Origin of the sequence: Streptomyces sp. NPDC093546 (assembly GCF_044765045.1) — a bacterium.
Classification (GTDB): domain Bacteria; phylum Actinomycetota; class Actinomycetes; order Streptomycetales; family Streptomycetaceae; genus Streptomyces.
On sequence record NZ_JBIWJG010000012.1, the window covers coordinates 137,292 to 162,331 of the forward strand.

Annotated in this window: 21 protein-coding genes; 12 read left to right on the plus strand and 9 right to left on the minus strand. The window is 74.7% G+C overall.

Going from position 1 to position 25,040, the window contains the following annotated elements; genetic code table 11:
* The first annotated feature begins 174 nt into the window (after positions 1 to 174).
* Both purB and mug read left to right on the plus strand, forming a co-directional pair.
* Entirely contained in the window at positions 175 to 1,617 is a 1,443-nt protein-coding gene (gene purB / locus ACIRNI_RS24670; RefSeq protein ID WP_355367563.1) for an adenylosuccinate lyase, read from the plus strand.
* A gap of 20 nt (positions 1,618 to 1,637) precedes the next feature.
* Positions 1,638 to 2,177: a G/U mismatch-specific DNA glycosylase gene (gene mug, locus ACIRNI_RS24675; RefSeq protein WP_403554349.1), complete on the plus strand. Its 540-nt coding sequence runs from the start codon at positions 1,638 to 1,640 to the stop codon at positions 2,175 to 2,177.
* Here mug and ACIRNI_RS24680 read toward each other — a convergent pair.
* The 3 genes from ACIRNI_RS24680 to ACIRNI_RS24690 are packed head-to-tail and all read right to left on the minus strand — an operon-like array spanning position 2,174 to position 4,320.
* Complete coding sequence (locus ACIRNI_RS24680) at positions 2,174 to 2,611, minus strand: hypothetical protein (RefSeq protein WP_403554351.1); 438 nt, start codon at positions 2,609 to 2,611, stop codon at positions 2,174 to 2,176. The genes mug and ACIRNI_RS24680 overlap by 4 nt on opposite strands.
* Before the next feature lie 40 nt (positions 2,612 to 2,651).
* Positions 2,652 to 3,386: an ABC transporter permease gene (locus tag ACIRNI_RS24685; RefSeq protein ID WP_403554353.1), complete on the minus strand. Its 735-nt coding sequence runs from the start codon at positions 3,384 to 3,386 to the stop codon at positions 2,652 to 2,654.
* 1 nt (position 3,387) lies between these two features.
* Entirely contained in the window at positions 3,388 to 4,320 is a 933-nt protein-coding gene (locus ACIRNI_RS24690; RefSeq protein WP_403554355.1) for an ATP-binding cassette domain-containing protein, read from the minus strand.
* A 107-nt stretch (positions 4,321 to 4,427) separates the two neighbouring features.
* On the opposite strand from ACIRNI_RS24690, the gene ACIRNI_RS24695 reads away from it, so the two are divergent.
* The 3 genes from ACIRNI_RS24695 (at position 4,428) to ACIRNI_RS24705 (ending at position 7,519) form a co-directional block, all read left to right on the plus strand.
* Positions 4,428 to 5,606 carry a sensor histidine kinase gene (locus ACIRNI_RS24695; RefSeq protein WP_403554357.1) on the plus strand — a complete coding sequence of 393 codons (1,179 nt, stop codon included), beginning with the start codon at positions 4,428 to 4,430 and terminating at the stop codon, positions 5,604 to 5,606.
* A gap of 4 nt (positions 5,607 to 5,610) precedes the next feature.
* Positions 5,611 to 6,273: a response regulator gene (locus ACIRNI_RS24700; protein ID WP_403554359.1), complete on the plus strand. Its 663-nt coding sequence runs from the start codon at positions 5,611 to 5,613 to the stop codon at positions 6,271 to 6,273.
* 88 nt (positions 6,274 to 6,361) lie between these two features.
* A complete protein-coding gene (locus ACIRNI_RS24705; protein ID WP_403554361.1) occupies positions 6,362 to 7,519 on the plus strand; it encodes an ROK family transcriptional regulator in 1,158 nt (385 codons plus the stop codon).
* A 49-nt stretch (positions 7,520 to 7,568) separates the two neighbouring features.
* Here ACIRNI_RS24705 and ACIRNI_RS24710 read toward each other — a convergent pair whose 3' ends face one another.
* Both ACIRNI_RS24710 and ACIRNI_RS24715 read right to left on the minus strand, forming a co-directional pair.
* Complete coding sequence (locus ACIRNI_RS24710; RefSeq protein ID WP_403554363.1) at positions 7,569 to 8,315, minus strand: GntR family transcriptional regulator; 747 nt, start codon at positions 8,313 to 8,315, stop codon at positions 7,569 to 7,571.
* A gap of 239 nt (positions 8,316 to 8,554) precedes the next feature.
* The gene (locus tag ACIRNI_RS24715; RefSeq protein WP_403554365.1) at positions 8,555 to 9,496 is read right to left on the minus strand and encodes an RNA polymerase sigma-70 factor; all 942 of its coding nucleotides are present in this window, start codon (positions 9,494 to 9,496) and stop codon (positions 8,555 to 8,557) included.
* A gap of 136 nt (positions 9,497 to 9,632) precedes the next feature.
* Between ACIRNI_RS24715 and ACIRNI_RS24720 the strand changes: the two genes are divergently transcribed.
* The 4 genes from ACIRNI_RS24720 to ACIRNI_RS24735 all read left to right on the plus strand — a co-directional run bounded on the left by ACIRNI_RS24720 (position 9,633) and on the right by ACIRNI_RS24735 (position 16,214).
* On the plus strand, positions 9,633 to 10,463 hold the full coding sequence (locus ACIRNI_RS24720) for an alpha/beta fold hydrolase (RefSeq protein ID WP_403554367.1): 831 nt from the start codon (positions 9,633 to 9,635) through the stop codon (positions 10,461 to 10,463).
* Between the two features lie 75 nt (positions 10,464 to 10,538).
* Complete coding sequence (locus ACIRNI_RS24725) at positions 10,539 to 11,948, plus strand: SWIM zinc finger family protein (RefSeq protein WP_403554369.1); 1,410 nt, start codon at positions 10,539 to 10,541, stop codon at positions 11,946 to 11,948.
* The gene (locus ACIRNI_RS24730; protein WP_403554370.1) at positions 11,945 to 14,677 is read left to right on the plus strand and encodes a DUF6493 family protein; all 2,733 of its coding nucleotides are present in this window, start codon (positions 11,945 to 11,947) and stop codon (positions 14,675 to 14,677) included. Before ACIRNI_RS24725 ends, ACIRNI_RS24730 begins: the two co-directional genes overlap by 4 nt.
* Positions 14,678 to 14,753: 76 nt before the next feature.
* Positions 14,754 to 16,214, plus strand: coding sequence for a GNAT family N-acetyltransferase (locus ACIRNI_RS24735; RefSeq protein WP_403554372.1), 1,461 nt, complete (start codon positions 14,754 to 14,756; stop codon positions 16,212 to 16,214).
* On the opposite strand, the gene ACIRNI_RS24740 is transcribed toward ACIRNI_RS24735, so the two are convergent.
* Entirely contained in the window at positions 16,120 to 17,355 is a 1,236-nt protein-coding gene (locus tag ACIRNI_RS24740) for a trans-sulfuration enzyme family protein (protein WP_403554490.1), read from the minus strand. The genes ACIRNI_RS24735 and ACIRNI_RS24740 overlap by 95 nt on opposite strands.
* Positions 17,356 to 17,424: 69 nt before the next feature.
* Between ACIRNI_RS24740 and ACIRNI_RS24745 the strand changes: the two genes are divergently transcribed.
* Both ACIRNI_RS24745 and ACIRNI_RS24750 read left to right on the plus strand, forming a co-directional pair.
* Entirely contained in the window at positions 17,425 to 17,931 is a 507-nt protein-coding gene (locus ACIRNI_RS24745) for an Lrp/AsnC family transcriptional regulator (protein ID WP_403554374.1), read from the plus strand.
* Between the two features lie 48 nt (positions 17,932 to 17,979).
* Positions 17,980 to 19,668 carry a DUF885 domain-containing protein gene (locus tag ACIRNI_RS24750; RefSeq protein WP_403554376.1) on the plus strand — a complete coding sequence of 563 codons (1,689 nt, stop codon included), beginning with the start codon at positions 17,980 to 17,982 and terminating at the stop codon, positions 19,666 to 19,668.
* A gap of 71 nt (positions 19,669 to 19,739) precedes the next feature.
* Here ACIRNI_RS24750 and ACIRNI_RS24755 read toward each other — a convergent pair whose 3' ends face one another.
* Positions 19,740 to 20,243, minus strand: a complete 504-nt coding sequence (locus ACIRNI_RS24755) for a rhodanese-like domain-containing protein (RefSeq protein WP_403554378.1) — start codon at positions 20,241 to 20,243, stop codon at positions 19,740 to 19,742.
* A gap of 94 nt (positions 20,244 to 20,337) precedes the next feature.
* Between ACIRNI_RS24755 and ACIRNI_RS24760 the strand changes: the two genes are divergently transcribed.
* A complete protein-coding gene (locus tag ACIRNI_RS24760) occupies positions 20,338 to 20,784 on the plus strand; it encodes an Lrp/AsnC family transcriptional regulator (protein WP_355367605.1) in 447 nt (148 codons plus the stop codon).
* Positions 20,785 to 20,805: 21 nt separating this feature from the next.
* On the opposite strand, the gene ACIRNI_RS24765 is transcribed toward ACIRNI_RS24760, so the two are convergent.
* Both ACIRNI_RS24765 and ACIRNI_RS24770 read right to left on the minus strand, forming a co-directional pair.
* Entirely contained in the window at positions 20,806 to 23,874 is a 3,069-nt protein-coding gene (locus ACIRNI_RS24765; RefSeq protein WP_403554380.1) for an AAA family ATPase, read from the minus strand.
* Positions 23,871 to 25,040, minus strand: a complete 1,170-nt coding sequence (locus ACIRNI_RS24770; RefSeq protein ID WP_403554382.1) for an exonuclease SbcCD subunit D — start codon at positions 25,038 to 25,040, stop codon at positions 23,871 to 23,873. Before ACIRNI_RS24770 ends, ACIRNI_RS24765 begins: the two co-directional genes overlap by 4 nt.

The window sequence follows — 25,040 nt, forward strand, 5'->3', positions numbered from 1 at the left end:
GCGCCGTTCGAGGCCCGGCCCGAGGTACCGTCCGAGGCGCCCGGCACGGGGCGCTCGCCCGAGGAGCCCGCTCCGCGGAGCGGTTCCGTCCCGCGGGGCGACACCGTCTCGTAGCAACCGACAAACGGGACCGTGGCGCTGGCCTGCACAAATCGCCAGCTAGACTCTGGTCACGTGACTGCTGCGTCTGCGAAGCCTCGCATCCCCAATGTCCTCGCCGGCCGCTACGCCTCCGCGGAGCTCGCCGTCCTCTGGTCCCCCGAGCAGAAGGTGAAGCTGGAGCGCCGGCTGTGGCTGGCCGTGCTGCGTGCCCAGAAGGACCTCGGGATCGAGGTGCCGGACGCCGCGCTCGCCGACTACGAGCGGGTGCTCGACCAGGTCGACCTGGCGTCGATCGCCGAGCGCGAGAAGGTCACGCGCCACGACGTGAAGGCGCGCATCGAGGAGTTCAACGCGCTCGCGGGCCACGAGCAGGTCCACAAGGGCATGACCTCCCGCGACCTCACGGAGAACGTCGAGCAGCTGCAGATCCGGCTGTCGCTGGAGCTGATGCGCGACCGCACGGTGGCGGTGCTGGCCCGGCTGGGCAAGCTGGCGGGCGAGTACGGCGAGCTCGTGATGGCGGGGCGCTCGCACAACGTGGCCGCGCAGGCCACGACCCTCGGCAAGCGCTTCGCGACCGCGGCCGACGAGCTGCTGGTGGCGTACGCCCGGGTGGAGGAGCTGCTGGGCCGCTACCCGCTGCGCGGCATCAAGGGCCCGGTCGGCACGGCGCAGGACATGCTGGACCTGCTGGGCGGCGACGCCGCGAAGCTGGCGGAGCTGGAGCGGCGGATCGCCCACCACCTGGGCTTCGGGCACGCCTTCACCTCGGTCGGCCAGGTCTACCCGCGCTCGCTCGACTACGAGGTCGTCACGGCGCTCGTCCAGCTGGCCGCCGCGCCCTCGTCGCTGGCGAAGACGATCCGGCTGATGGCCGGGCACGAGCTGGTCACCGAGGGCTTCAAGCCCGGTCAGGTCGGCTCGTCGGCGATGCCGCACAAGATGAACACCCGCTCCTGCGAGCGCGTCAACGGCCTGATGGTCATCCTGCGGGGCTACGCCTCGATGACCGGCGAGCTCGCCGGCGACCAGTGGAACGAAGGCGACGTCTCCTGCTCGGTGGTGCGCCGCGTGGCGCTGCCCGACGCGTTCTTCGCGCTCGACGGCCTGCTGGAGACCTTCCTGACGGTGCTCGACGAGTTCGGCGCCTTCCCGGCGGTCGTCGCCCGTGAGCTGGACCGCTACCTGCCGTTCCTGGCCACCACCAAGGTGCTGATGGCGTCGGTGCGGGCCGGGGTGGGCCGCGAGGTCGCGCACGAGGCCATCAAGGAGAACGCCGTCGCCGCCGCGCTGGCCATGCGGGAGCAGGGCGCCGAGCGCAACGAGCTGCTGGACAAGCTCGCCGCCGACGACCGTATCCCGCTGGACCGGGCGCAGCTGGACGCGGCGATGGCGGACAAGCTGTCGTTCACGGGCGCGGCGGCCGACCAGGTCGGTGTCGTGGTGGCCCGGATCGAGGAGATCGCCAAGCAGCACCCGGACGCCGCCGGCTACACGCCCGGTGCGATCCTCTGACCTCGGGGCACACGACCCGTATGACACCTGAGGAACTCGAAGCCGCTCGCGACCGCATCGTCCCCGATGTGATCGCGGGCGGCTTGTCCGTGCTGTTCTGCGGCATCAACCCCGGCCTGATGTCGGCCGCGACGGGCCACCACTTCGCCCGGCCCGGCAACCGCTTCTGGCCCGTGCTGCACCGGTCCGGCTTCACGCCCCGCCGGTTGAAGCCGGCGGAGCAGCAGGAGCTCCTCTCGTACGGCCTCGGCATCACCAACGTCGTGGCGCGGGCGAGCGCGCGCGCCGACGAGCTGAGCGAGGACGAGTTCCGCGAGGGCGGCCGGCTGCTGGCGCTGAAGGTGGCGCGGCTGCGGCCGCGCTGGCTCGCGGTGGCCGGTGTCACCGCGTACCGCACGGCCTTCCACGACCGGAAGGCCCGGATAGGCCCGCAGGAGCGGACGATCGGCGACACCCGGATCTGGGTGCTGCCCAACCCCAGCGGTCTCAACGCCCACTGGACGCTGGAGACGATGGCGGAGGAGTTCGCCCGGCTGCGGGCCGCCGCGCAGGAGGACTAGGGCGGGTCGGTCTCCGTGACGACGGCGAGCAGCTGGAACGGCAGCTCCTTGTCCCACTGCGAGACCCCCAGGGCTATCCACAGCCCGTCCGCGCGCCAGAGGTGGAGGTCGGGCACGGAGCTGCTGAGGAAGTCCCAGGGGTCCGGTATCTCCTCGCCCGCCATGCCCCGGTCGAACACCGACCACAGGCTGAAGGTCTGCGGCTCGCCCCAGCGCGCGGTGAGCAGCACCGCGAGCGCGTCGCGCTCCGCTTCGTACTGCTCCTCGACGAGCGCGCGCCGCGTGCCGTCGTCGTCCCAGAACTCCTCGCTCGTGCCGAGCTCCGCGATGTGGTAGCCGGGGCCGCTGTCGCCCACGTCCGATCTGCCGCGCTGCCCGGGGAAGGGACGGGAGCGCAGCAGGTCGATGGTCGTCAGATGCCGAGCGGTGGTCATGGACCCAGTAAAGCCCCCGCCACTGACAATTGGCGTTCCGTCAGGCGTCCCTGCGCCGGAGGGCGAACCAGCCGGCCAGCAGCGCGGCCGCCGCCCACCCGGCCGTCACGGCGAGGCCGCCCCACGGGTCGAGGCCGCCGGCGTCCTGACGTACCACCAACCGGCCCGCCTGGTCCGGCAGGTACTCCGCCGCGCCCGACGCCACATCGCCGACGACGAAGGACACGATCAGCACGAACGGGATCAGCAGGGCGAGCACGGCCGTACCGCTGCGCAGCACGGTCGCGAGGCCCGCCGCGAACAGCGCCATCAGCGCGAGGTAGACACCGCTGCCGACGCACGCGCGGACCGCGCCGGGGTCCCCGAGACCGAGGGCCCGCTCCCCCGCGAACGCCTGCCCGCCGAGGAAGGTGGCGAAGCCGGTGACCACGCCCACCAGCAGGGTCAGGGAGCCGATGACGGCCGTCTTGGCGGCGTAGAACCGCGTCCTGTCGGGGACGGCGGCGAGCGAGACTCGCAGGGCGCCGCCGGCGTACTCGGACGACACCGCCAGGGTGCCGAAGGCGATCGCGGCGATCTGGCCGAAGTTGAGGCCGAAGAAGGCGGCGAAGAGCGGGTCGTCGCCGGTTCTGCCGGTCTCGTCGGCGCCGGTGAGGGCGTTGACGAGGAGGGTGATTCCGGCGGTGGCGGCGAGGACGGCGGCCAGTGCCGCCGTGAGCGAGCGCATGGTCCGGATCTTGAGCCACTCGGTGTGGAGGACGGCGGTGAAGAGCATGTCAGGTCTCCCGGGCGGGTGACGTGGTGGTCGCGGTGAACTCCGCCGCGTCGGCGGTCAGATCGAGGTAGGCCTGTTCCAGGGAGACCCGTTCGTCGGAGAGTTCGGCGACGGGGACGCCCTCGCGCGCGAGGAGCGCGCCGATGTCCTCGGCCCTGGCTCCGTCGACCGTCCAGCGCCCGTCCTCCGCGGGCACGGCGGCGTGTCCGGCCGCGGCCAGCGCGGCGCGCAGCCGCTCCGGTTCGGGGGTGCGCACCCGGACGCGCGGCCTGCTGCGCTCGTCGAGGAAGGCGCGCACCGGGGTGTCGGCCAGCAGGCGCCCGCGGCCGAGGACGACGAGGTGGTCGGCGAACGTGGCGGTCTCGTTCATCAGATGGCTGGAGACCAGGACGGTACGGCCCTCGCGGGCGAGGTGGCGCATCGTCTCGCGGATCCACACGATCCCTTCGGGGTCGAGACCGTTGGACGGCTCGTCCAGCACCACCACGTCCGGGTCCCCGAGCAGCGCGGCGGCGATGCCGAGGCGTTGCCTCATGCCGAGGGAGTACGTCTTCACGCGCCGGCCGGCGGCCGGGCCGAGGCCGGTCTCCTCCAGGACCTCGTCGACGCGGCGCGCGGGGATGCGGTTGCTCGCGGCGAGGGTCAGCAGGTGGGCCCGTCCCGTCCGGGAGCCGTGGGCGGCCTGCGGGTCGAGGAGGGCTCCCACTCGGCGCAGGGGCGCGGTGAGTTCGCGGTAGGGGCGCCCGTCGATCAGGGCGGTGCCCGAGGTGGGGCGGTCCAGGCCGAGCAGCAGGCGCAGGGTGGTGGACTTGCCCGCGCCGTTGGGGCCGAGGAAGCCGGTGACGCGGCCGGGGCGGACGCCGAGGGTCAGGCCGTCGACGGCGCGCCGGCCGCCGTACTCCTTGGTGAGTCCGTGCAGTTCGATGCTGGTCATGCGTCGAGCTTCGCCTTCGGCACCGGTGCGGGGCCTCCCCCGCCGGTGTGCGGCCTCTCCCCCGTGCGGGGGAGGATGCCCGCCGGGGCCGCTGGCACGATGGGCCCATGTGCCTCCTCCGTCCTCTCGCCCAGTGGGTCACGTACACGCGCTGGTTGCACCTGTGCGTGCCGTCGCTGCTGGTGGCGGTGTGGATGTTCATCGACCCCGGCAGGCCGTGGGTGCCGGCGGTGCTGGTGCCGGCGGCGGGCCTGGTCCCGTGGGTGCGGCAGGCCGAGGGCGTCCAGGCCCGGCTGCTGCTGGCGCCCGGCGCGGCGCACGCGGAGGGCGGCGCGGGCACGGGCGCCGGCATCACCGCCGTCGCCTCGGCCGGGTGGGAGCAGCGGTGGCGCACGGTCCTGTGGCTGGCGGCGCGGATGGCTCTCGCCGCCGCGGCGATGTTCGCGACCGTACGCCTGCCGATGCTGTCGGCGGACCTGCTGGCGGCGGGGCCGCCCTGGGTGTACGTGCCGCTCGCCGTCCTGCCGCTGGTGGTGCTCCTCGCGGTCGTGGTGGGGCTCGGCGAGCTGGTCACCGCCGTCGCGCGGCGGCTCCTGGGCCCGTCGGCGGCGGAGCGGCTCGCGGCGCTGGAGGAGCGCACCGAGCGGCTCCTGGAGGGCAACCGGCTCGCGCGGGAGCTGCACGACTCGATCGGGCACGCGCTGACGGTGGCGGTGGTCCAGGCGGGCGCGGCGCGGGCGGCGAAGGACCCGGAGTTCACCGAGCGGGCGCTCGCCGCCGTGGAGGAGACGGGGCGCAGCGCGCTGGAGGACCTGGAGCGGGTGCTGAAGGCGCTGCGCGACCCCGGACAGGCGCCCGCGCGGCGCCCCGCCCTCGACGAGGCGGACCGGCTCCTGGAGTCGGCGCGGGCTGCGGGGGCGGACGTGGTGGCGGAGGTGTCCGGGCCGTTGGAGCAGGTGCCCGGCCCGGTGTCGCGGGAGGGGTACCGGATCCTTCAGGAGGCCCTCACCAATGTGCTGCGGCACGCCGGAGGGGGGCCGGTACCGGTGACCGTGCGGGTCGCGGTCTCGGAGGGATGGGTCGACATCGAGGTGACGAACCCCGTGGCGGGGGCGGGACCGGGGCCGGGTCCGGGTCCGTTCGCGTCCGTCGCCGCCACGGCCGGGGGCAGCGGGCTGCGGGGCATCCGGGAGCGGGCCGCGCTGCTGGGAGGGAAGGCGTTCACGGGGCCGTTCGAGGACGGCTGGCGGGTGTGCGCGAGCCTCCCGGTGGACGGCCTACGCTGATCCGATGCCCATCACCGTTCTGCTCGTGGACGACGAACCGCTGGTACGCGCGGGGCTGAGCGCCGTGCTCGGGGCGCAGCCCGACATCGAGGTGGTCGGCGAGGCGGCCGACGGGGCGGCGGTCCTCCCCCTCGTGCGGCGGCTGCGCCCGGACGTCGTGGCCATGGACGTGCGGATGCCGTTGATGGACGGGATCGAGGCGACGCGGCTGCTGCTGCGCACGGTGCCGGATCCGCCGAAGATCCTCGTGGTGACGACGTTCGAGAACGACGAGTACGTGTACGGGGCGCTGCGCGCCGGGGCGGACGGCTTCCTCCTCAAGCGCTCCCGTCCGGCCGAGATCGCGCACGCGGTACGGCTCATCGCGGAGGGCGAGTCGCTGCTGTTCCCCGCGGCCGTCCGGGCGCTGGCGGCCGAGTACGGCAACAGCGACGCGCGGGCCGCCCTGGAGCGGGCGGCGCTGACGCAGCGGGAGTCGGCGGTCCTGCGGCTGATGGCACGCGGGTTGTCCAACGCGGAGATCGCCGCCGAGCTCGTCGTCGGCGCGGAGACGGTGAAGACGCACGTCAGCGCCGTTCTGGCGAAACTGGGGGCCCGGGACCGTACGCAGGCCGTGATCGCCGCGTACGAGTCGGGTTTCGTGGCGCCGTCGGACCCGGCCCGTTAGAGGCGACCGGGGGCCGGGCACCGCTCGCCGCCCGTCCGGGCATTGAGTACGATCCGTCAGACAAGCGTTCGAGCTGGGAGGACACACGGTGGGCCGGCTGACCGGCGGGGATCCGTCGCTGCTGCGGCGGATCAACTCCGCGGTGGTACTCCATGCGCTGCGGGGCTCCGAAGCGCGTACGCTCACGGACCTCACACGGATCACGGGCCTGTCCCGGCCCACCGTCGAGGGTGTGGTCGAAGGGCTCATCGACACCGGTCTGGTGGTCGAGGCGGCGCCCGAGGAGGGCGAGACCCGGCGCCAGGGGCGGCCGGCGCGCCGTTTCCGGTTCCGCGCGGAGGCCGGGCACCTGATGGGCGTCGAGATCGGGCCGCACCGGGTGGCCGCGCTCATGTCGGGGCTGGACGGCCGGATCATAGGGGCCGGGTCCCGGGAGGTCTCGGAGACGGCCTCGGCGGACGAGCGGCTGGAGCGCGTGCGCGCGGTGGTCGCCGAGGTGCTCCGGCGCACGGGGGTGCCGCGCAGCAGTCTGCGCGCCGTCGGCGTCGGCACGCCCGGCATCGTGGAGGCGGACGGGACGGTACGGCTCGGTACGGCGCTGCCCGGCTGGACCGGGCTGGCGCTGGGCGAGCGGCTGCGGCGTTCGTTCCGCTGCCCGGTGCTGGTGGAGAACGACGCGAACGCGGCGGCGGTGGCCGAGCAGTGGAAGGGCGCCGCGACCGACTCGGACGACATCGTTTTCGTGCTGGCCGGGCTCAGTCCGGGCGCCGGCTCGCTGATCGGCGGGCGGCTGCACCGGGGCTTCGGCGGAGCCGCCGGGGAGATCGGCGCGCTGCACCTGCTGGGGCGGGGGGTGACCCCGGAGAAGCTGCTGTCGACCACGGACGAGCCGCTGCACCCGCTGGACGAGCAGGCGGTGGCGGAGGTGTTCGCGCTGGCCCGGCAGGGCGACGCGCGGGCGCGGGCGGCGGTAGAGCGGTTCATCCAGCGGCTCGTGCACGACGTGGGGGCGCTGGTGCTGGCGCTGGACCCGGAGGTGGTGGTCATCGGCGGCTGGGCGGCCGGTCTGGACGGGATACTCCCGCCGCTGCGGGAGGAGATGGCGCGGTTCTGCCTGCGCCCGCCCCGGGTGGTGCTGTCGCTGCTGGGCGAGGCGGCGGTGGCGACGGGCGCGCTGCGGCTGGCGCTGGACCACGTGGAGGAGCAGCTCTTCGCGGTGGAGGGCACGGTGACGGCCCGCCGCTGACGGGCGACGGCGGGTCGGTGTCCCGCCGTGCCGGTGTCCCGCCGTGCCGTCAGGAGGCGATCTGGAAGTCGCCCGCGCCGCCGAAGGTGAGCCGGCAGGTGTCGGCGCGGTACGTGGCCACCGAGACCGCCGCCGTACGTCCCTGGGCGACGTACCGCGTGGTGACGACGAGCACCGGGGCGCCGGGCAGCCGGTCGAGCTCCTTGGCGTCGTCCGCGCGGGCGGAGCCCAGCTCGACGGCGCGCTCCTGGCCCTCCAGGGTGAGGCGCTGCAGCTCGCGCAGGACGGTACGGGCACGGGCCGGGCCGGTGGGCGCCTTGATGGCGGTGAGGTCCGGCACGGACGCGGCGGGGACGTACAGCTGCTCGGCGGCGACCGGCTGGCCGGCCGTCACGCGCAGTCGGCGTACGGCGTGGACCGCCTCATCGGCGTCGGGGGCGAGGTCGAGGAGGCGCGCGACGGCGGCGGGCGGAGTGGTGGAGACGCAGTCGACCGGCTCCCACGCCTCGTCGCCCGGGCCGGGCCACTGGTGCCGGGTGGTGGAGACGTCGACGCCCATGCGCGGCGGGGCCACGGTGGTGCCGACCCCGCGGCGGCGCTGGAGGCGGCCTTCCAGCTCGAGCTGTTCGAGCGCCTGGCGCAGCGTGGCGCGGGCGACCCCGAAACGGGCGGCCAGTTCACGCTCGTTGGGCAGGATCTCCCCCACCGCGAAATCCGAGTCCAGTGCCTCGCTGATCACGGTCTTCAGGTGCAAGTACTTGGGCTCCGGCACCGATTCCAGCTGCGTGGTCCCCACCCTGATCCTCCGCGATCGCCGTGCCCCGGCTGCTTTCCGTGCCTTGTTTATTAAAGGTTCCTGCACTAACCCTGCGACCGACCATAAGGGGGCCCTCAACCGTTGGTCAAGACCAATGCGAGCCGGAGGAGGCCGGGAGAACGCGCCGGCCCCGCGTCCGGGAGGGGAGCGCGGGGCCGGTGGGCGAAGCGGAGGACCGCCTTTGAGGGCCGTGGTCGCGGCCGCGGCTACGGCAGCGGTTACGGCAGCGTGAGGGAGGCCAGCTTGTCCGGGTTGCGGATGACGTACACGGTGTGGATCCGGCCGTCGACCGCTTCCACCTGAACGAGGGTCTCGGGCCTCCCCTCCACCAGCACGACCAGCGCGGGAGCGCCGTTGACCTCGACGTAGCGGAACTCCGAGCCCGTGACGGGCGCCTTGGTGACGGCGAAGAAGAAGCGGCCCACCTTGTCGGCGCTCTCGATGACGCGCAGCGGCGCCTTGGCCTTGCCCCCGCTGTCGCCGACCAGCCGGACGTCCGGGGCCAGCAGCGCGAGCAGCTCGCCCAGGTCGCCGCCGGAGGCCGCGGCCAGGAAGCGCTCGGTGAGGTCACGGCGCTCGGCCGGGTCCACGTCGTACCGGCGCCGTCCCTCGTCCACGTGGCGTCGGGCGCGTCCGGCGAGCTGGCGCACCGCCGCCTCGGACCGGTCGAGGGTGGTGGCGATCTCCGCGTACGGGAACCCGAAGGCCTCGCGCAGCACGAACACGGCGCGCTCCAACGGCGAGAGGGATTCCAGGACGACCAGGACGGCGAGCGAGACGGAGTCGGCGAGCACCGCGCGTTCGGCCGTGTCGGGGACGGTGGGCCCGAAGTCCGTGGTGACGGGCTCGGGGAGCCACGGCCCGACGTACGCCTCGCGCCGCGCCTGCGCCTGGCGGAGCCGGTCGATGGCGAGCCGGGTGGTGATCCGTACGAGGAAGGCACGGGCGTCACGGACGGCGGCGTGGTCGGCGCCCGACCAGCGGAGCCATGCCTCCTGGACCACGTCCTCGGCGTCGGCGACGCGGCCGAGCATCCGGTAGGCCACGCCGATCAGGAACGGGCGGTGCGCTTCGAAGGCCTCGGCGATGTCATTGACGCCGGCGACGCCGGACTCGGTTTCGGTTGCCACGTGTCCATCCCAGCCGACGGGAAAGGGCATGTCCAGGAGAGACGGATGCGGTCCTGACCACATGGGGACGGCCGCGCCCCTTGAACTGGGCACTACCGGACGGTAATGGTTGCTGACAGAGCGTCTGAAACAGGGCGTACCACGGCAGGGAGCAGGTGCAGCCAGCATGGCCGGACAGGTCTCGTTCACCGTCGAGTCCCTCCAGGGGCCCCGCACACTGACGCTCGAGTACGAACGGGCCGGTTCCGGGCAGCCGCTGCTCCTGCTCCACGGCGTCGGGCACCACTGGCAGGCGTGGCAGCCGGTGTGGGACCTCCTGGCCGCCGAACGGGACGTGATCGCCGTCGATCTGCCGGGCTTCGGCGCGTCGCCCGCGCTGCCCGACGGGCTGCCGTACGACCTCCCCACGGTCGGCCGGGTGCTGGGCCTGCTGTGCGAGAGCCTGGACCTCGACCGGCCGCACGTGGCGGGCAACTCCCTCGGTGGGCTGCTCGCCCTGGAGCTGGGGCGCGAGAAGCGCGTCCGGTCGGTGACGGCGCTGGCCCCCGCGGGGTTCTGGAGCGAGAGCGAGCGGCGGTACGCCTTCGCGACGCTGCGCGCGATGCGGGCGGGCGCCGAGTCCCTCCCCCTGCCGGTACTGGAACGAATGTCCCGGTCCGCCGCGGGGCGGGCGGCGCTGACCAGCACCGTCTACGCCCACCCGGGACGGCGGTCGCCGGAGGCGGTCGTCGCCGAGACGCTGGCGCTGCGTCATGCGACCGGCTTCCACCAGACGCTCACCGCCGGACGTGACGTCCTGTTCACCCACGACCTGCCGGATGTGCCGGTCACCATCGCCTGGGGCGCCCGGGACCGGCTGCTGCTGCGCCGTCAGGGCATCCGCGCCAAGCGGGCCATCATCGACGCCCGGCTGGTGAGCCTGCCGGGGTGCGGGCACGTGCCGATGAGCGACGACCCGGGCCTGGTCGCGCGCGTCCTGCTGGACGGGAGCCGCTGAACCGCCCGCCCCCTGCCCGCCTTGCGTGAGCTCGGGCCGGGGCCGTTGTCAGTGGTGGGGCCTACCGTCGTTTCCATGACGCGATCCGTGCAGGCACTCGCCTATTCCCGCCCGTCCGCCCTGGAGTCCTCGCAGGCCGGACGGTTGCTCGGCCTGGAGACCTCGGGCGGGCTGACGCCCACCGGCGCCGAGGCCCATCCCCGTTTCTTCTCCGGTTTCGTGACGTCGCCTCAGATAGCGGCGCGCGGCCTGCTGGCGGTCGCGGACGTCGCGGCCGCCCGGTACTACCAGCGGCTGCGGCCGGCGTCGCTGGACCCGGTGGTGACGGGGAACGGCGACCGGCTGCGGTTCGAGTCGTTCTCGGGCTGCGGCGGGGTGTACGCGCGGCTGGACGTGCTGAGCGAGGGCCTGGACGGCGCCGAGACCGGCCACGGCACGACCAATGTGGACGTCAACAACCCGCTGCGTGAGGCGCTCTCCCGGCTGACCGGTGAGGACCCGTTGCATCTGCGCGTCGGTCCGGAGGAGTTGGCCGTGACGACGCTCGACGGCGCGGTGGTGGAGAAGAAGGTGCCGCTGCCGGACCGCTGGCTGCGGGGCTTCGCCGAGGCCCAGGTGGCGTGCGCCGGGTTCGATCTGCGCGCGGAGCTGTCCGCGGCCGAGGCCGTACGGTTCCTGCGGTCCCTGCCGCGCACGGCGGTCGGGGGCGCTGCGCGCGGGCCGCTGTGGGTGGTGCCGGCCGGGAAGACCCTGCGGCCGACGACGCGGCCGGTGCCGGGGGCCGTGTGCCTGCCGGGTCCGGAGCGGCTGGTCGCGCTCCAGCGGGTGCTGCGGCACGCGACGGCGCTGCGGGTGTACGGGCCGGTGGCGGACGGGGCGGCGACGGCGAGCGCCTGGGAGGTGGCGCTGCCCGGGATGCGGCTGACGCTGACGCTGTCGCCCGACGCCTCGCGCGGCTTCTCCGGCGAGGGCGGGGTGCTGGAGGCGCTCGCCACGGAGGAGGCGGCGCAGGACGCCGAGCTGGTGTCGGTGTTGCTCGCGTGGGAGCCGCGGATCGACCTCGCCGACCTGGCCGCGCAGGCCGGTCTGTCGGTGGAGCGGGTGCGGGCGGCGCTGACCCGGCTGGGCACGGCGGGCCGCGTGGGCTACGACGTGGCGGACGCCGCGTACTTCCACCGTGAGCTGCCGTACGACGCGGACCGCGCGGAGCGGCACAATCCGCGGCTGGTGGCGGCGCGGGCGCTGGTCGCGTCGGGCGCGGTCGAGCTGTCCGGCGGCGACGGCCTCGCACTGGTCTCCTCGGGCGAACGCCGCTACCAGGTGCGGCAGTCGGAGGGCGGGGTGTTGAGCTGCACGTGCCAGTGGTGGGTGGACTACCGGGGCGGGCGAGGGCCGTGCAAACACGCGCTGGCGGTCAGGATGGTCCGTCGCGGTGCGAGCGGAGCCCAGGAAGCTGCCCCGGCGGTCGCCGGAGGTGCCCGATGAGCGCGGCGCAGGAGCTGCTGGAGGCCGTCCGGGCAGGGCGGCGCGACGACGTACCGGCCCTGGTGAAGGGGCTGGACCCGGCCGGGCGCAAGGCGGCGCTCGCGGAGCTGAAGGAGCTGCGCAAGGAGCTGCGCGGCTGGGACTGGGACCGCTGGCAGGAGCGGCGGCACATCTCACGGGCGCTGCTGGTGGCGGGCGCCGGCTGTCACACGGGGGCCGCGGCGGCCTCGGCGTGGATCGGCGCCCGCGACCTTCGGGACTGGGAGCGGCTGCCGACGGGGATGCTGCTCGACCTCCTCGCGGACCGGGAGACCGGGTGGCTGGGCGATGTGGCGCACCGGCTCGCGGGGAGGGCCGCCACGGCCGAGGAGGACTACCCGCTCATCCACGAGCTGGTCCGGCTCTCCGGCTGTGCGGTGCCGGTGACGGACGGGTACGTCCACGGCTGGACGGACGCGGTGGCCCAGGGGGACATCCGGGCCGCGCTGCGCAGCGACCCGTATGTGCGGGCGCTGGTCCCCCGTCTCTTCGAGACCACGGAGCTGCCGACCACGCTGACGTGGCGCTCCGACGACTGGCAGGCGGGGCTCGTGGCGCTGGCCGACGAGGGCGTGGTGGAGCGGGCCGTGCTCGTCGACGCCTGTGTGGCTCGGCTGCTGCGGGGCGCGAAGCCGGGGGCCGTCCGGTTCTTCCTCGACCTGCTGCGGCAGTTGAGGCTGACGGCCGATGAGGAGCGGGCGCGCACGGCCGACTGGATGGGCATGGCGGCCGACGGCCCGTCGACCGTGGCGGCGCACGCCCAGGAGGTGCTGGGCCGGCTGTCCGAAGCGGGGGACCTGTCCGCGCGGGAGCTGGCCGAGGTGTCCGGGGCGGTTCTGTTCCGTACGGAGAAGAAGCTGGTGCGGGCTCAGCTGGTGCTGGTGGGCAAGGCGCTGCGGCGGGGTGGCGCGGACGCGGCGGACGAGCTGCTGCCGGCGATCGCCGAGGCGTTCGGGCACCCGGACACCGGGGTGCAGGAGCGGGTGCTGAAGCTGGTCGCGCGCCATCTGTCCGACGTGGACGAGGACACCCGCGCGGGACTGGCGGAGGCGGCGGTGCTGCTCGGCCCGGCACATCGGGCAGCGGCGGCCGAGCTGTTCGGGGAGGTGTTCAGCGAGGTGTTCCCGGCGGACGGGGAGGCGGAGCCGTACGAGGAGCTCCTGCCTCCGGCGCCGCAGGACCGGCGGGTGGCCCCGGCGGCGGACGGCCTGCCGGAGCTGGTGGAGGACGTGGCGGTGCTGCTGAAGTCGGGTGACGACGTCATCGGTGTCGAGCGGGCGCTGGACGGGCTGGTGCGGTACGCGTACCGGGACCGCGAGGCGCTGCGTGAGGCGCTGCTGCCGCTGGTCGCGGATCTGTGGTGGTACGGACGGGACTCCCAGTTCATGCAGCACCTCCAGCCGCTGGACATCGTCGTGGGGACGGTGGTCGGCAAGGTGACGTCGGGCCATCTGCACGCGGCGCTGCGGGCGGAGCCTGCCCACGACTGTGTGCACCGCGCCCTCGACCGGCTCCCGCTGGTGCGTGCCCAGGAGGCCGCGCTGGCGGTGCTCAAGGGGAAGGCGCCCCACCTGTTGGCGGTCCCGACCTGGCACACGGGGGCGGTGGATCCGGGCGAGCTGGTGGAGCGCCTGCGCGGCTACGAGCAGCTCGGTGTCGCACCGGGAGACATCGATTTCGCCCAGGCACTGCTGCGGGTGCGAAGGTCCGGCCCCGAAGCGGCCCGGGCGGCCGAGGACGCCGCCCGGCTGGGCACCCCCACCGGGGAGCGTCTGGCACGGTGGCTCACCGCCCAGGAGCTGTGGGCGCCCGCCGTGCGCGGCGTCGCCGAGGGTCAGGCCCCGGTGGACGACTGGTTCCGCTGGACCCGTCTGCTGCCGCGGCGGATCGTGCTGGCGACCGGCCGGGATCCCGGGGCGCTGCGGGACTTCCCGCCCGCGTTCCGCGTCCTGGAGTCGACTCCGTCCGACGACGGCCGGCGCTGCTACCACTGGTCGGGCGCGAATCCCCACTGGACGGCCGTGCTGCCGGAGGACCGTGAGCGGCTCGCGACATGGCTGCTGCCGTTGGCGGCGGCCGCCACCGACGACCTGCGCGGCGGCACGTCGCTCCTGGCGCCGCTCGCCGAGGCGGGCGGCGAGCCGGGGCCCGCGTTGCACCTCGCACTGGCCACCGGGCTGGGCGCGCGGTACGCGGAGGACCGGCTCGTGGCAGTGGACGCCCTCCTGGTGCTGGCGGCGCGTGGGGAGCTGGACGCGGCGCGGCTCGGCGGGGACCTCGCGGAGCTGGTGCGGCTCGGTACGGTCAAGCCCAACCGGCTGGCGGACTCGGTGCGTACGGCCGCGGCGACGGGGGCGTACGCCACCACCTGGGCGGTGCTGGCGAGCGCGCTGCCCGGGATGGTCGACGGCGGTGAACCGGTGCGCGGGCTCGGCGAGATACTGGCGGTCGCCGCGGACTGCGTGGAGCGGTGCGGAGCGGTTCCGGCGCACGACCCCCACGGCCCGGTCTCGCACGGCTCGGTCCCCCACGGCCCGGTCCCGGGGCTGGACGCGCTGGCGGCCCGCCGCGGCTCGTCGCAGCTCGTCACGCAGGCGAAGCGGCTCGCGCGGGCCCTGGCGAGGACAACGGACTCCCCCGCACATCCGGTCGAACAGTCCACGCCAGAAACGACAGAAAGCAGTCATTAAAGCAGCAGATGCATGCTTAACCCATCAGTCACAAAGGGTTCGTGATCACGCAACACCGCTGGGTCACAGTGATGCCATGACTGATGTGACCGCTGTGAAGAGCGCCCGCCGCCGGCACCGCCACCACCACTGGCGGCGGGACCTCGTCGAACTGGCCGCTCTGTTCACCGCCGTGGCCGTCGCGGACGCGGTGGCGAACACCATCGCGCACGGCCCCGACGGTCCCTACCTGCTCGCCGTCTCGGCGGTCGTCCTGATCGCCACGGCGGCGTTCCACACCTGGTGGGCACGGCGGCACAGCCATGCGCCGCCGGCCGACGGTGACAGTGGCGGTGATACCGGCGGCGCGGCGAACGCCGCGCCCGCCGCGGCCGCCGGACCGGCCGGGACGGCAGCGGCGCCGCCGGCCGAGACCGCGCTGTGGCGGATGCGCACCACCGTGCGCGACGAGCCGGGCAGCCTCGCCGCCCTGTGCACCGCGCTCGCCCGGCTCCGCGTCGACATCCTCACCCTCCAGACGCACCCGCTCGCCGAGGGCACGGTGGACGAGTTCCTGCTCCGCGCCCCCGCCTCGCTCCCGGCGGCCGAACTGACCCGGGAGGCTTCCCTGGCGGGCGGCACGTCCACCTGGATCGAGCGCGCCGACGCGCACGACCTGGTCGACACCCCGACGCGGGTGCTCGGCCTGGCCACGCGTACCGCTCTCGACGCCGCCGAACTGCCCCTCGCGCTGCGCGGACTGCTCGGCCGGTGCACCATCCACTCCGTGCCGGCCGTCTCGCTGTCCGGCCGCCCCACCGGGGCGACCGCGCCGGTGGAGGGAGCGCTGGAGGACGGCGAGACGGTGATGCGGCTGCGCGACCCCCACGGCGGGGTGATCACGGTCGAGCGCCCGTATCTGCCGTTCACACCCACCGAGTTCGCCCGCGCCCGCGCGCTCGTCGAGCTCGACGCCCGCCTCGGCCCGCGCATTCCCCGCGGTCAGGACGTGCTCACGCTCCCGGAGGGCAACGAGATCACCGTCCGGCGCGCCGACCAGAGCGACCTGCGGGCCGCCCGCGCCATGCACGACCGGTGCTCGGACCGCACGCTCGGACTGCGCTACCACGGGCCGGTCGGCGACGCCGACCGCTATCTCGACCACCTCCTCAGCCCCCGCTTCGGCCGCACCCTCGCCGTCGAGACGGCGTCCGGCCGTCTCGTCGCCCTCGGCCACCTGCTGTGGGACGGCGACGAGACGGAGGTCGCCCTGCTCGTCGAGGACGACTGGCAGCGCCGCGGCATCGGCTCCGAACTGCTGCGCCGCCTGGTGGAGCTCGCCGTCGAAGCCGGCTGCGCGAGCGTGTACGCCGTGACGCAGGCGTCCAACACCGGCATGGTCGCCGCCATGCGCGGGCTGAACCTGCCCCTCGACTACCAGATCGAGGAGGGCACCATGGTGATCACCGCGCGGCTGAGCGCCGTGGAGTCCCCGGACGCTCCGAGCGGCGCTCCCGTCCTCCGCTCCGGCGAGGGCCACCGACAGGCGCGGCGCTGAGCGCCTCCGTCAGGTCCCGCCACAGGTCCTCGACGTCCTCCAGACCGACCGACATCCGCAGCAGCCGGTCGCTCACCCCGGCCGCGCGCCGGTCCGTCTCGTCGACCACGCGGTGGCTGATGGACGCCGGGTGCTGAATGAGCGTGTCCACGCTGCCGAGGCTCACCGCGGGCGTGATCAGCCGCACCCCGGCGATCACGTCGCGCGGGTCGCCGTACACCTCGAAGGAGACCATGGCGCCGCCGATCTCGGGGTAGTGCACCCGCGCGATCCGCGGATCGACCGACAGCCGGCGCGCCAGCTCGGCGGCGGACACCGACGCGGCCCGCATCCGCACCGGCAGCGTGGACAGCCCCCGCAGCAGCAGGTAGGCGGCCAGCGGATGCAGGACACCGCCGGTGGCGAACCGGACCCGCCGCAGCTGCCCGGCGAAATCCTCGTCGCACGCCACCACACCCGCGAGCACATCGCCGTGCCCGCCCAGGTACTTGGTGGCGCTGTGCAGCACGATCCGCGCCCCGTGCTCGGCGGGCCGCTGGAGGACGGGGGTGGCGAAGGTGGAGTCGACGAGCAGCGGCACCTCTCCGCAGGCGTGCGCGACGGCACGGATGTCGACCTCGGCGAGCGTGGGGTTGGCGGGCGTCTCGACCATCACCAGACCGGTGTCGGGCCGGATCGCGTCACCGATGCCCGCGGGATCCGTCCAGGTCACCTCCGTCCCCAGCAGGCCGGCCGTGAGCAGGTGGTCGCTGCACCCGTACAGGGGCCGCACGGCGACCACATGGCGCAGACCCGCGCTCGCCCGGGCCAGCAGGACGGCGGTGAGGGCCGCCATGCCGCTGGCGAACGCCACGGCGCTCTGCGTGCCCTCCAGCCGCGCGAGCGCGGTCTCGAACCGCGCGGTGGTGGGGTTGTCGAGCCGGGCGTAGACCGGCGGCCCCTCCGGGAGGGTGCCGGTGGCGGCGAACTCGTCGATCCGCGCGGCCTCCCCCCTCGCGTCGTACGAGGGGTACGTGGTGGACAGGTCGAGCGGGACGGCGTGCAGGCCCAGGGCGGCGAGGTCTTCGCGCCCGGCGTGCACGGCTTGGGTGGCCGGCGCCCACGGGGTCTGGTGGGGCACGATCGCGGTGGTGCGGTCCATGGCATCCATGGACCGCACTGTGAACACATCCCGGCCCGATGGTGGAAAAGGCCGTGCTACGTTCGCCGCATGGCCGAATCTGTCGTACTGGACACGGTCGATCTGCACATACTTCGCCTTTTGCAGAACGACGCCCGGACCACGTACCGCGAGCTCGCCGCCGAGGTGGGAGTCGCTCCCTCCACCTGCCTGGACCGGGTGGCACGGCTGCGCCGCACCGGCGTCATCCTGGGCCACCGGCTCCGACTCGATCCGGCCAAACTCGGGCGCGGCCTGGAAGCGCTGCTGCTGGTCCAGGTGCGCCCGCACCGGCGGGAGTTGATCGGACCCTTCGTCGAGCGGATCCGCGCCCTGCCGGAGTCCCGAGCGCTGTTCCATCTGACGGGACCGGACGACTACCTGGTGCACGTGGCCGTTTCGGGCCCCGCTGACCTGCAACGACTCGTACTGGACGAGTTCACGTCGCGGCGCGAGGTGGCGCGGGTGGAGACGCGGCTGATCTTCCAGCAGTGGGAGTGCGGGCCGCTGCTGCCGGCCACGGCGGGCGCGGCGAGCGCTCATTTGTCAGCCGACTAGGTACGGATGAGGGTGACGCCGAGGCCGCCGGCGTACCAGGATGGCTCCATGCCAGAGACCTCCAGCAGCGCTCTCCCCCGCCAGGTGGCCGACGCGTATGTCGACGCCCTGGTCGCACTCGATCCGATCACCGGTACGTACCTGGGCGTCAGGGAAAGCTCCGGGCTCCTCCCGGACTTCTCGCCCGCCGGACAGGAGGAGCTCGCCGCGCTGGCCCGCGACACGCTCGCCCGGCTCGACGAGGCCGAACGCCGGCCCGGCGCGGACAGCGACGCGGAGCGGCGCTGCGCCCGCCTGCTGCGCGAGCGGCTCACCGCGGAGCTCGCCGTGCACGAGGCCGGGGAGGGGCTGTGCGCGGTGAGCAACCTCCGTTCGCCCGCGCACAGCGTGCGCATCGCCTTCACGGTGATGCCGACCGAGACGGACGAGGACTGGGCGGCGGTCGCCGAGCGGCTGCGCGCCGTGCCCGCCGCGCTGGACGGCTACCGCGCGTCGCTCCACGCGGGCCTGGAGCGGGGGCTTAAGGGCGGCCCGCGCGCCACGGCCACCGTCGTCGAGCAGCTCACCGAGTGGACGGGCCACGACGGGGCCCGGACCGGCTGGTTCGAGGAGTTCGTCACCGCGGGGCCGTCCGCGCTGCGCGCGGAGCTGGACACGGCGGCGCGCGCCGCCACCCGGGCGATGGCCGGGCTGCGCGACTGGATGCGGGACGTGTACGCCCCCGCGGTGAAGGACGCGCCCGACACGGTGGGCCGCGAGCGCTACGCCCGCTGGTCGCGCTACTTCACCGGCGCCGACTTCGACCTGGACGAGGCGTACGCGTACGGCTGGGCCGAGTACCACCGGCTCCTCGCCGAGATGCGGGCCGAGGCGGAGAAGATCCTTCCGGGTGCCGGCCCGTGGGAGGCGCTCGCCCACCTCGACAAGCACGGTGCCCACGTGGGTGTCGAGGACGTCCGCCTCTGGCTGCAGAAGCTGATGGACGAGGCGATCGAGGCGCTGGACGGCACCCACTTCGAACTCGCCGAGCGGGTACGGAGGGTGGAGTCGCGGATCGCGCCGCCCGGCAGCGCGGCCGCGGCGTACTACACGGGCCCGTCCGAGGACTTCTCGCGCCCCGGCCGCACCTGGCTGCCGGTCGACGGCGAGACCCGCTTCCCGGTGTACGACCTGGTGTCGACCTGGTACCACGAGGGCGTCCCGGGCCACCACCTCCAGATCGCGCAGTGGGCGCACGTCGCCGACCAGCTCTCGCGCTACCAGGCGACGGTCGGCGCGGTCAGCGCCAACCTGGAGGGCTGGGCGCTGTACGCGGAGCGGCTCATGGACGAGCTCGGCTTCCTGCCGGACCCCGAGCGGCGGCTCGGCTACCTGGACGGGCAGATGATGCGGGCGTGCCGCGTGATCGTGGACATCGGCATGCACCTGGAGCTGGAGATCCCGGCGGATTCGCCGTTCCACCCGGGTGAGCGGTGGACACCGGAGCTGGCGCAGGAGTTCTTCCAGCTCCACAGCAGCAGGTCGCCGGCGTTCGTGGAGAGCGAGTTCACCCGCTACTTGTCGATGCCCGCGCAGGCCATCGGCTACAAGCTGGGCGAGCGGGCGTGGCTGCGGGGCCGGGGGAACGCCCGCAGGGCGCACGGTGACGCCTTCGACGCGAAGAAGTGGCACATGGCGGCGCTGTCGCAGGGGCCGCTGGGCCTGGACGACCTGGTGGACGAGCTGTCCCGGCTGTGAGCGCGGCCGGTCCCGGCCGCTCCCCCGTGGGGGCCGGGACCGGCCGTCTCGCGGGAGGTCGGTCCGGGCGGTCAGCAGCCGCAGTCGTCGGCGTCGACCGGGGCGGTCAGCGGGTCGGCGTCGCGCCGCGCGGGACCCTCCCACGTCTCGTACGCGAAGCCCTCCCGCACCCAGTACTCGAAGCCGCCGAGCATCTCCTTGACCCGGTAGCCGAGTTCGGCGAGGGCGAGCGCCGCGCGCGTGGCGCCGTTGCAGCCCGGGCCCCAGCAGTACGTGACCACCGGCACGGACTTGTCCAGCAGCTGCTCGGCCTGCTCGGGGATGAGCGCCGTCGGCAGGTGGACCGCGCCGGGGACGTGGCCCTGGTCCCAGGACTCGGTGGAGCGGGAGTCGAGGACGACGAAGCCGGGGTCGCCGCCGGCGGCGAGCGCGGAGGCGACGTCCGACACGTCGGCGTGGAAGGCGAGGCTCGCCGAGAAGTACGCGGCCGCGGCGGCGGGCGAGGCCGGGGGCACGCGCAGGACGGCGTTGGCGGCGGCGGACGCGGGGGCGCTGGTGGTCTGTGTCGTCGTCATGGCGGAAAATCTACGGCCCATGATCATCTCGATGAAGTGACAATCCCCGGAGCTTGTCTTGTTCAGCCGGTGATTCCCCTGTTATTCGTCGTCCATGACGGGATATTCACCGGACGCCACCGACTGGCGCATTCTGACGGCCCTGCAGCACCAGGGGCGGGCCACCTTCGCCGAGCTGGCGCGCACCGTCTCCATGTCCGCCAGCGCGGTCACCGAGCGGGTGCGCCGGCTGGAGGAGGCGGGGGTAATCAGCGGCTACACGGCGGTGGTCGACCGGGAGAGGCTCGGGCTCCCGATCCTGGCGTTCGTCCGGCTGCGCTACCCCCACGGCAACTACAAGCCGTTCCACGACCTGCTGGACACGACGCCGGAGGTCCTGGAGGCCCACCACGTGACGGGCGACGACTGCTTCGTACTGAAGGTGGCCGCCCGGTCGATGACGCACCTGGAGGAGATCTCGGGGAAGGTCGCCGCGCTGGGGTCGGTGACGACCAGCGTCGTCTACTCGTCGCCGCTGCCGCGCCGCCCGATCGGCCGCTGAGGCCGTCAGCCGCGGAGCCCGTCAGCCGCCGAGGCCACTGCCTCCGGTACGGAGCCTCACCCGGGAGCCCGCCCTCTCCTTGACGACCTCCAGCTGGACCGGGATGCGGCGGCGCAGATCGCCGACGTGGCTGACGATGCCTACGCTGCGGTCCCGCTCCCGCAGGGAGTCGAGGACGTCCAGCACCTCGTCGAGGGTCTGGTCGTCGAGGCTGCCGAAGCCCTCGTCGATGAAGAGCGTGTCGAGGCGCACGCCGCCGGCCTCGTCCGTGACGACGTCGGCGAGGCCCAGCGCCAGGGCGAGCGAGGCGAAGAACGTCTCGCCGCCGGAGAGGGTGGCCGTGTCGCGCTCCCGGCCCGTCCAGGCATCGACGACGTGCAGCCCGAGGCCGGACCGCTTGGCGCCGGCGCGGGCGTCGGAATGGACCAGGGTGTAGCGGCCGGCGGACATGCGCTGCAGGCGCGCGGTCGCGGCGGCCGCGACCTGTTCGAGCCGCGCCGCGAGCACATAGGACTCCAGTCGCATCCTGCGCTCGTTCTCCGCGGAGGTACCGGCGGTGAGTCCGGCGAGCCGCGCGACGCGGTCGTACTCCTCGCGCAGCGGTCCCAGCCTGCGGACCTCGGCGTCCGCGTCGCGGGACAACCGGGACAGCTGGGCGCACCGGTCGCGGTGGGCGTCGAGCGTAGAGGCGGCGTCGCGCAGGACGCGGTCGGCGGCGGCCAGCGCGGCCTGCGCCGCGCCGGGGTCGGCGGGCGGGCGCTCGGCGGCGGCCCGCGTCTCCGGCTCGGCGAGCCGGTCGGCGACCGCGGCGGCCGCGGCCTGCCACTCGTCCAGCCGGTGCTGGAGGTCCCGCTGCCGTACGTCGTCGAGCAGCGCGGCGGCCGCGGCGTCCGGGGTGTCGAACCCGGCGCGGAACGCCGCGTCGGCGAGCCGGTCGTCGGCCTCCTTGAGGCGCCGGGCGGTGTCCTCGGCGGCCCGCACGGCGTCGGCGGCCTCGGTGAGGCGGGCGATCCTGCGCTCCAGCCGGGTGGCGTACTCGGCGACGCCGCCCTGGACCTGGGCGAGTACGGCGTCGACGGCCGACTGCTCGCGGTCGAGGGCCTCGCGCTGCGAGGTGCGCGCGGCGGCGCGGCGCTCGGCCTGCCGTCGCGCGTCGAGCCGCCGCTGGTACTCGGCCTCGGCACGGTGCAGCTCCTCGCGGGCCGCGTGCAGGCCGCCGGCGACCCGTCGGGCCTCGTCGTACGCGCGGTCCAGCCGCTGCACGACCTCGGCGAGCTCGGCGGCGGTCGGCTCGGCGGCGGCGAGCTCGGCGTCGCCCTCGGTGTCCGCGAGGGCTTCGGCGCGGGCTTCGGCGCGGGCGGCCGTCAACGCCTCGCGCACCACCGCCAGTTCACGCTCCGCGGCGGAGCGGTTCTCGTCCGCGTGCGTGTACGCGGCGTAGGCGCGGTCCTCCGCCGCGCGGTCGACGTGGTCGGCGGCGGCGCGGGCGGGGGCCGGGTGGTCGGGCGAGCCGCAGACGGCGCACGGGTCGCCGTCGACGAGCCCCGCGGCCAGTTCGGCGGCGATGCCCCGCAGGCGGCGCTCGCGCAGGTCGAGCCACGTCTCGTGGGCGGTGTTGGCCTGCTCGCGGGCGGTCGTGAGACGGGACGCGGCGGCCTCGGCCTCGCGTATGAGCGCGTCACGGCGGCGCGCGGCGGCGAGGCGGCGGCGTGCCGGGTCGAGGCGGCCCGCGAGGTGCTCGGCACGGGTGGCGGCTTCCTGGGCGGCCTCGACGCCGTCCTGGAGGGTGCGGCGCAGGTTGTCCCAGCCGGCCAGCCAGGCGTCCGCGTCGTGGAGCGTGTCCTCGTCGGCGCGGGCCTGGCGCTCCAGCTCCTCGCGCTCGCGGGCGATCTCGGCGCCGCGCCGCTCGGCCCGGCGGGCGTGCTCCAGCCCGCCGAGCTCCTGGCGCAGCTGCCCGGCCAGCGCCGTGAGGTGCTCGGCGCCCGCGTCGGCGAGGTCCGGCGGCAGTCCGGCGGCGGAGAGTCCGGCCGACGCCCGCTCGTGGGCGGCGCGGGCCGCGCGGTGCGCCCGCTCGGCGTCGTCGCGCAGGCTCAGCGGCCCGGCCACCCGCTCGGCCTTGCGGGCCCGGTCGAGCCGGGCCTGCCAGGCGTCGCGGTCGGCGCGCCGCAGGTCGAGCTCCTCACGGCGGCGCACGGCGTCCTGGTACCGCCGCTGCCGGGCGGCGAGGTCGCGCTCCTCGTCGAGGGCGCGGCGGGCGGCGGCGTGCCTGCTCTCGGCGGCGGCGAGCGCGGACGCGGCGACGTCCAGCGCCTCGCGGGCCCCGGCGCGGGCGACGGCGGCCCAGGCGAGCACGGAGTCGGCGAGCCCCGGGTCGCCGGGTTTGCCGTCGGGCGCGGGCCAGTCCGCGGCGGCGGGCCCCGCCGCCTGCGCGATGCGGTGCGCGAGGCCCAGGAGCCGCTCGTCGCCGTCCCGCACCTGCTGCTCGGCGACGCGCCGCAGCCCGGCGAGGTGCTCCTCGACGGCGGCGAAGCGCCGGGTGTCGAAGAGCCGGCCGAGGAGTCTGCCGCGCGCCTCGGCGTCCGCGCGCAGGAAGCGCGCGAAGTCGCCCTGCGGCAGCAGCACCACCTGGCAGAACTGCTCCCGGCTCATGCCGATGAGCTGGGTGATCTCCTCGCCGATCTCCTGGTGGGACTTGCTCAGCCCCTGCCAGGCGCCGCGCTCGGGGTCGTACTCGCGCAGCCAGGACTGGGCCTTGTCCTTGGTGAAACCGGAGCCGCGCTTCTTGGGGCGGAGCTGTTCGGGCCTGCGGGTGATCTCCAGTCTGCGGCCGCCAGCGGTGAGGTCGAGCACCACCTCGGTGGCCGTCCCGGCCGGGGCGTGGTTGCTGCGCAGGGAGGTGCCGGGGCTCTGCCGGGCGCCGGGCACCGCGCCGTACAGGGCGTAGCAGACGGCGTCGAGGACCGAGGTCTTGCCCGCGCCCGTCGGCCCGTGCAGCAGGAAGAGCCCGGCTTCGGAGAGGGCGTCGAAGTCGACGGTCTGGGTGGTGCCGAAGGGGCCGAAGCCGGTGATCTCCAGCCGGTGGAGCCTCATGCGGTCACCTCGCGCCGCTCCATGTCGACCCGTACGTCCTCGAAGGCGCGCTGCAGGGCCGCCCTCTCCGGCGCGTCGGGGCCCGCCCCGCCGCGTACGTGCGCCACGAAGTCCTCCGCGATCTGCTGGTCGCTGCGGCCGCGCAGGCGCTCGGCGTAGGAGGCGCTGGGCTCGTCGTCGGGCCGGTCGGGGTCGAAGACGAGGCTGAGGGTGTGGGGGAAGCGCTCGGCGAGCCGGGCCATGGGCTCGGCCGGGCGGACCGGGTCGGTGAGGGTGGCCTCGATCCAGGACTGCTCGTGGCGGGCGAGCGCCGGGTCGTCGAGCAGGTCGTCGAGGCGGCCCCGGATGCGGGCGAGCGGGCGCGGCACCGGGCAGTCGATCCGCTCGGCGGCGGTGATCTCCCCGTCCGCGCCGAGGTCGACGAGCCACATCGTCTTGCGGTGGTCGGTCTCGGAGAAGGAGTACGCGAGCGGCGAGCCGGAGTACCGCACGCGCGCGGTGATCGTCTGGCTGCCGTGCAGGTGCCCGAGGGCGGTGTAGTCGACGCCGTCGAAGACGGCGGCCGGAACGGCCGCCACTCCCCCGACGGTGATGTCCCGCTCGCTGTCGCTCGGTTCCCCGCCCGCGACGAAGGCGTGGGCGAGGACGACGGAGCGGGTGCCGGGGGGCCGCCCGGCCAGGTCGGTGCGGACCCGCTCCATGGCGGCCGTCAGGACGGCCTCGTGGCCGGCTTTCTTCGCGCCGAACTCGTCCCGTACGAGCGCCGGTTCCAGGTACGGCAGCCCGTAGAAGGCGACGTCGCCGTACGCGTCGGCCAGTACCACCGGGGTGCCGACCCCGGCCGGGTCGGTCCGGAGGTGGATCCCGGCGCGCCCGATGAGTCCCGCGCCGACGCCGAGTCTGCGTCCGGAGTCGTGGTTCCCGGAGATCATCACGGTCGGTACGCCGGCGTCGGCGAGCCGGTGCAGGGCCGTGTCGAACAGCTCCACGGCGGGCAGCGGCGGCACCGCCCGGTCGTAGATGTCTCCCGCCACCAGGACCGCGTCCACGTCGCGGTCGCGCACCGTCGCCACCAGGTGGTCGAGGAACGCGGCCTGGGCGTCGAGCAGGCCGACGCGGTGGAAGGACCGCCCCAGGTGCCAGTCCGACGTGTGCAGGAGTCTCAT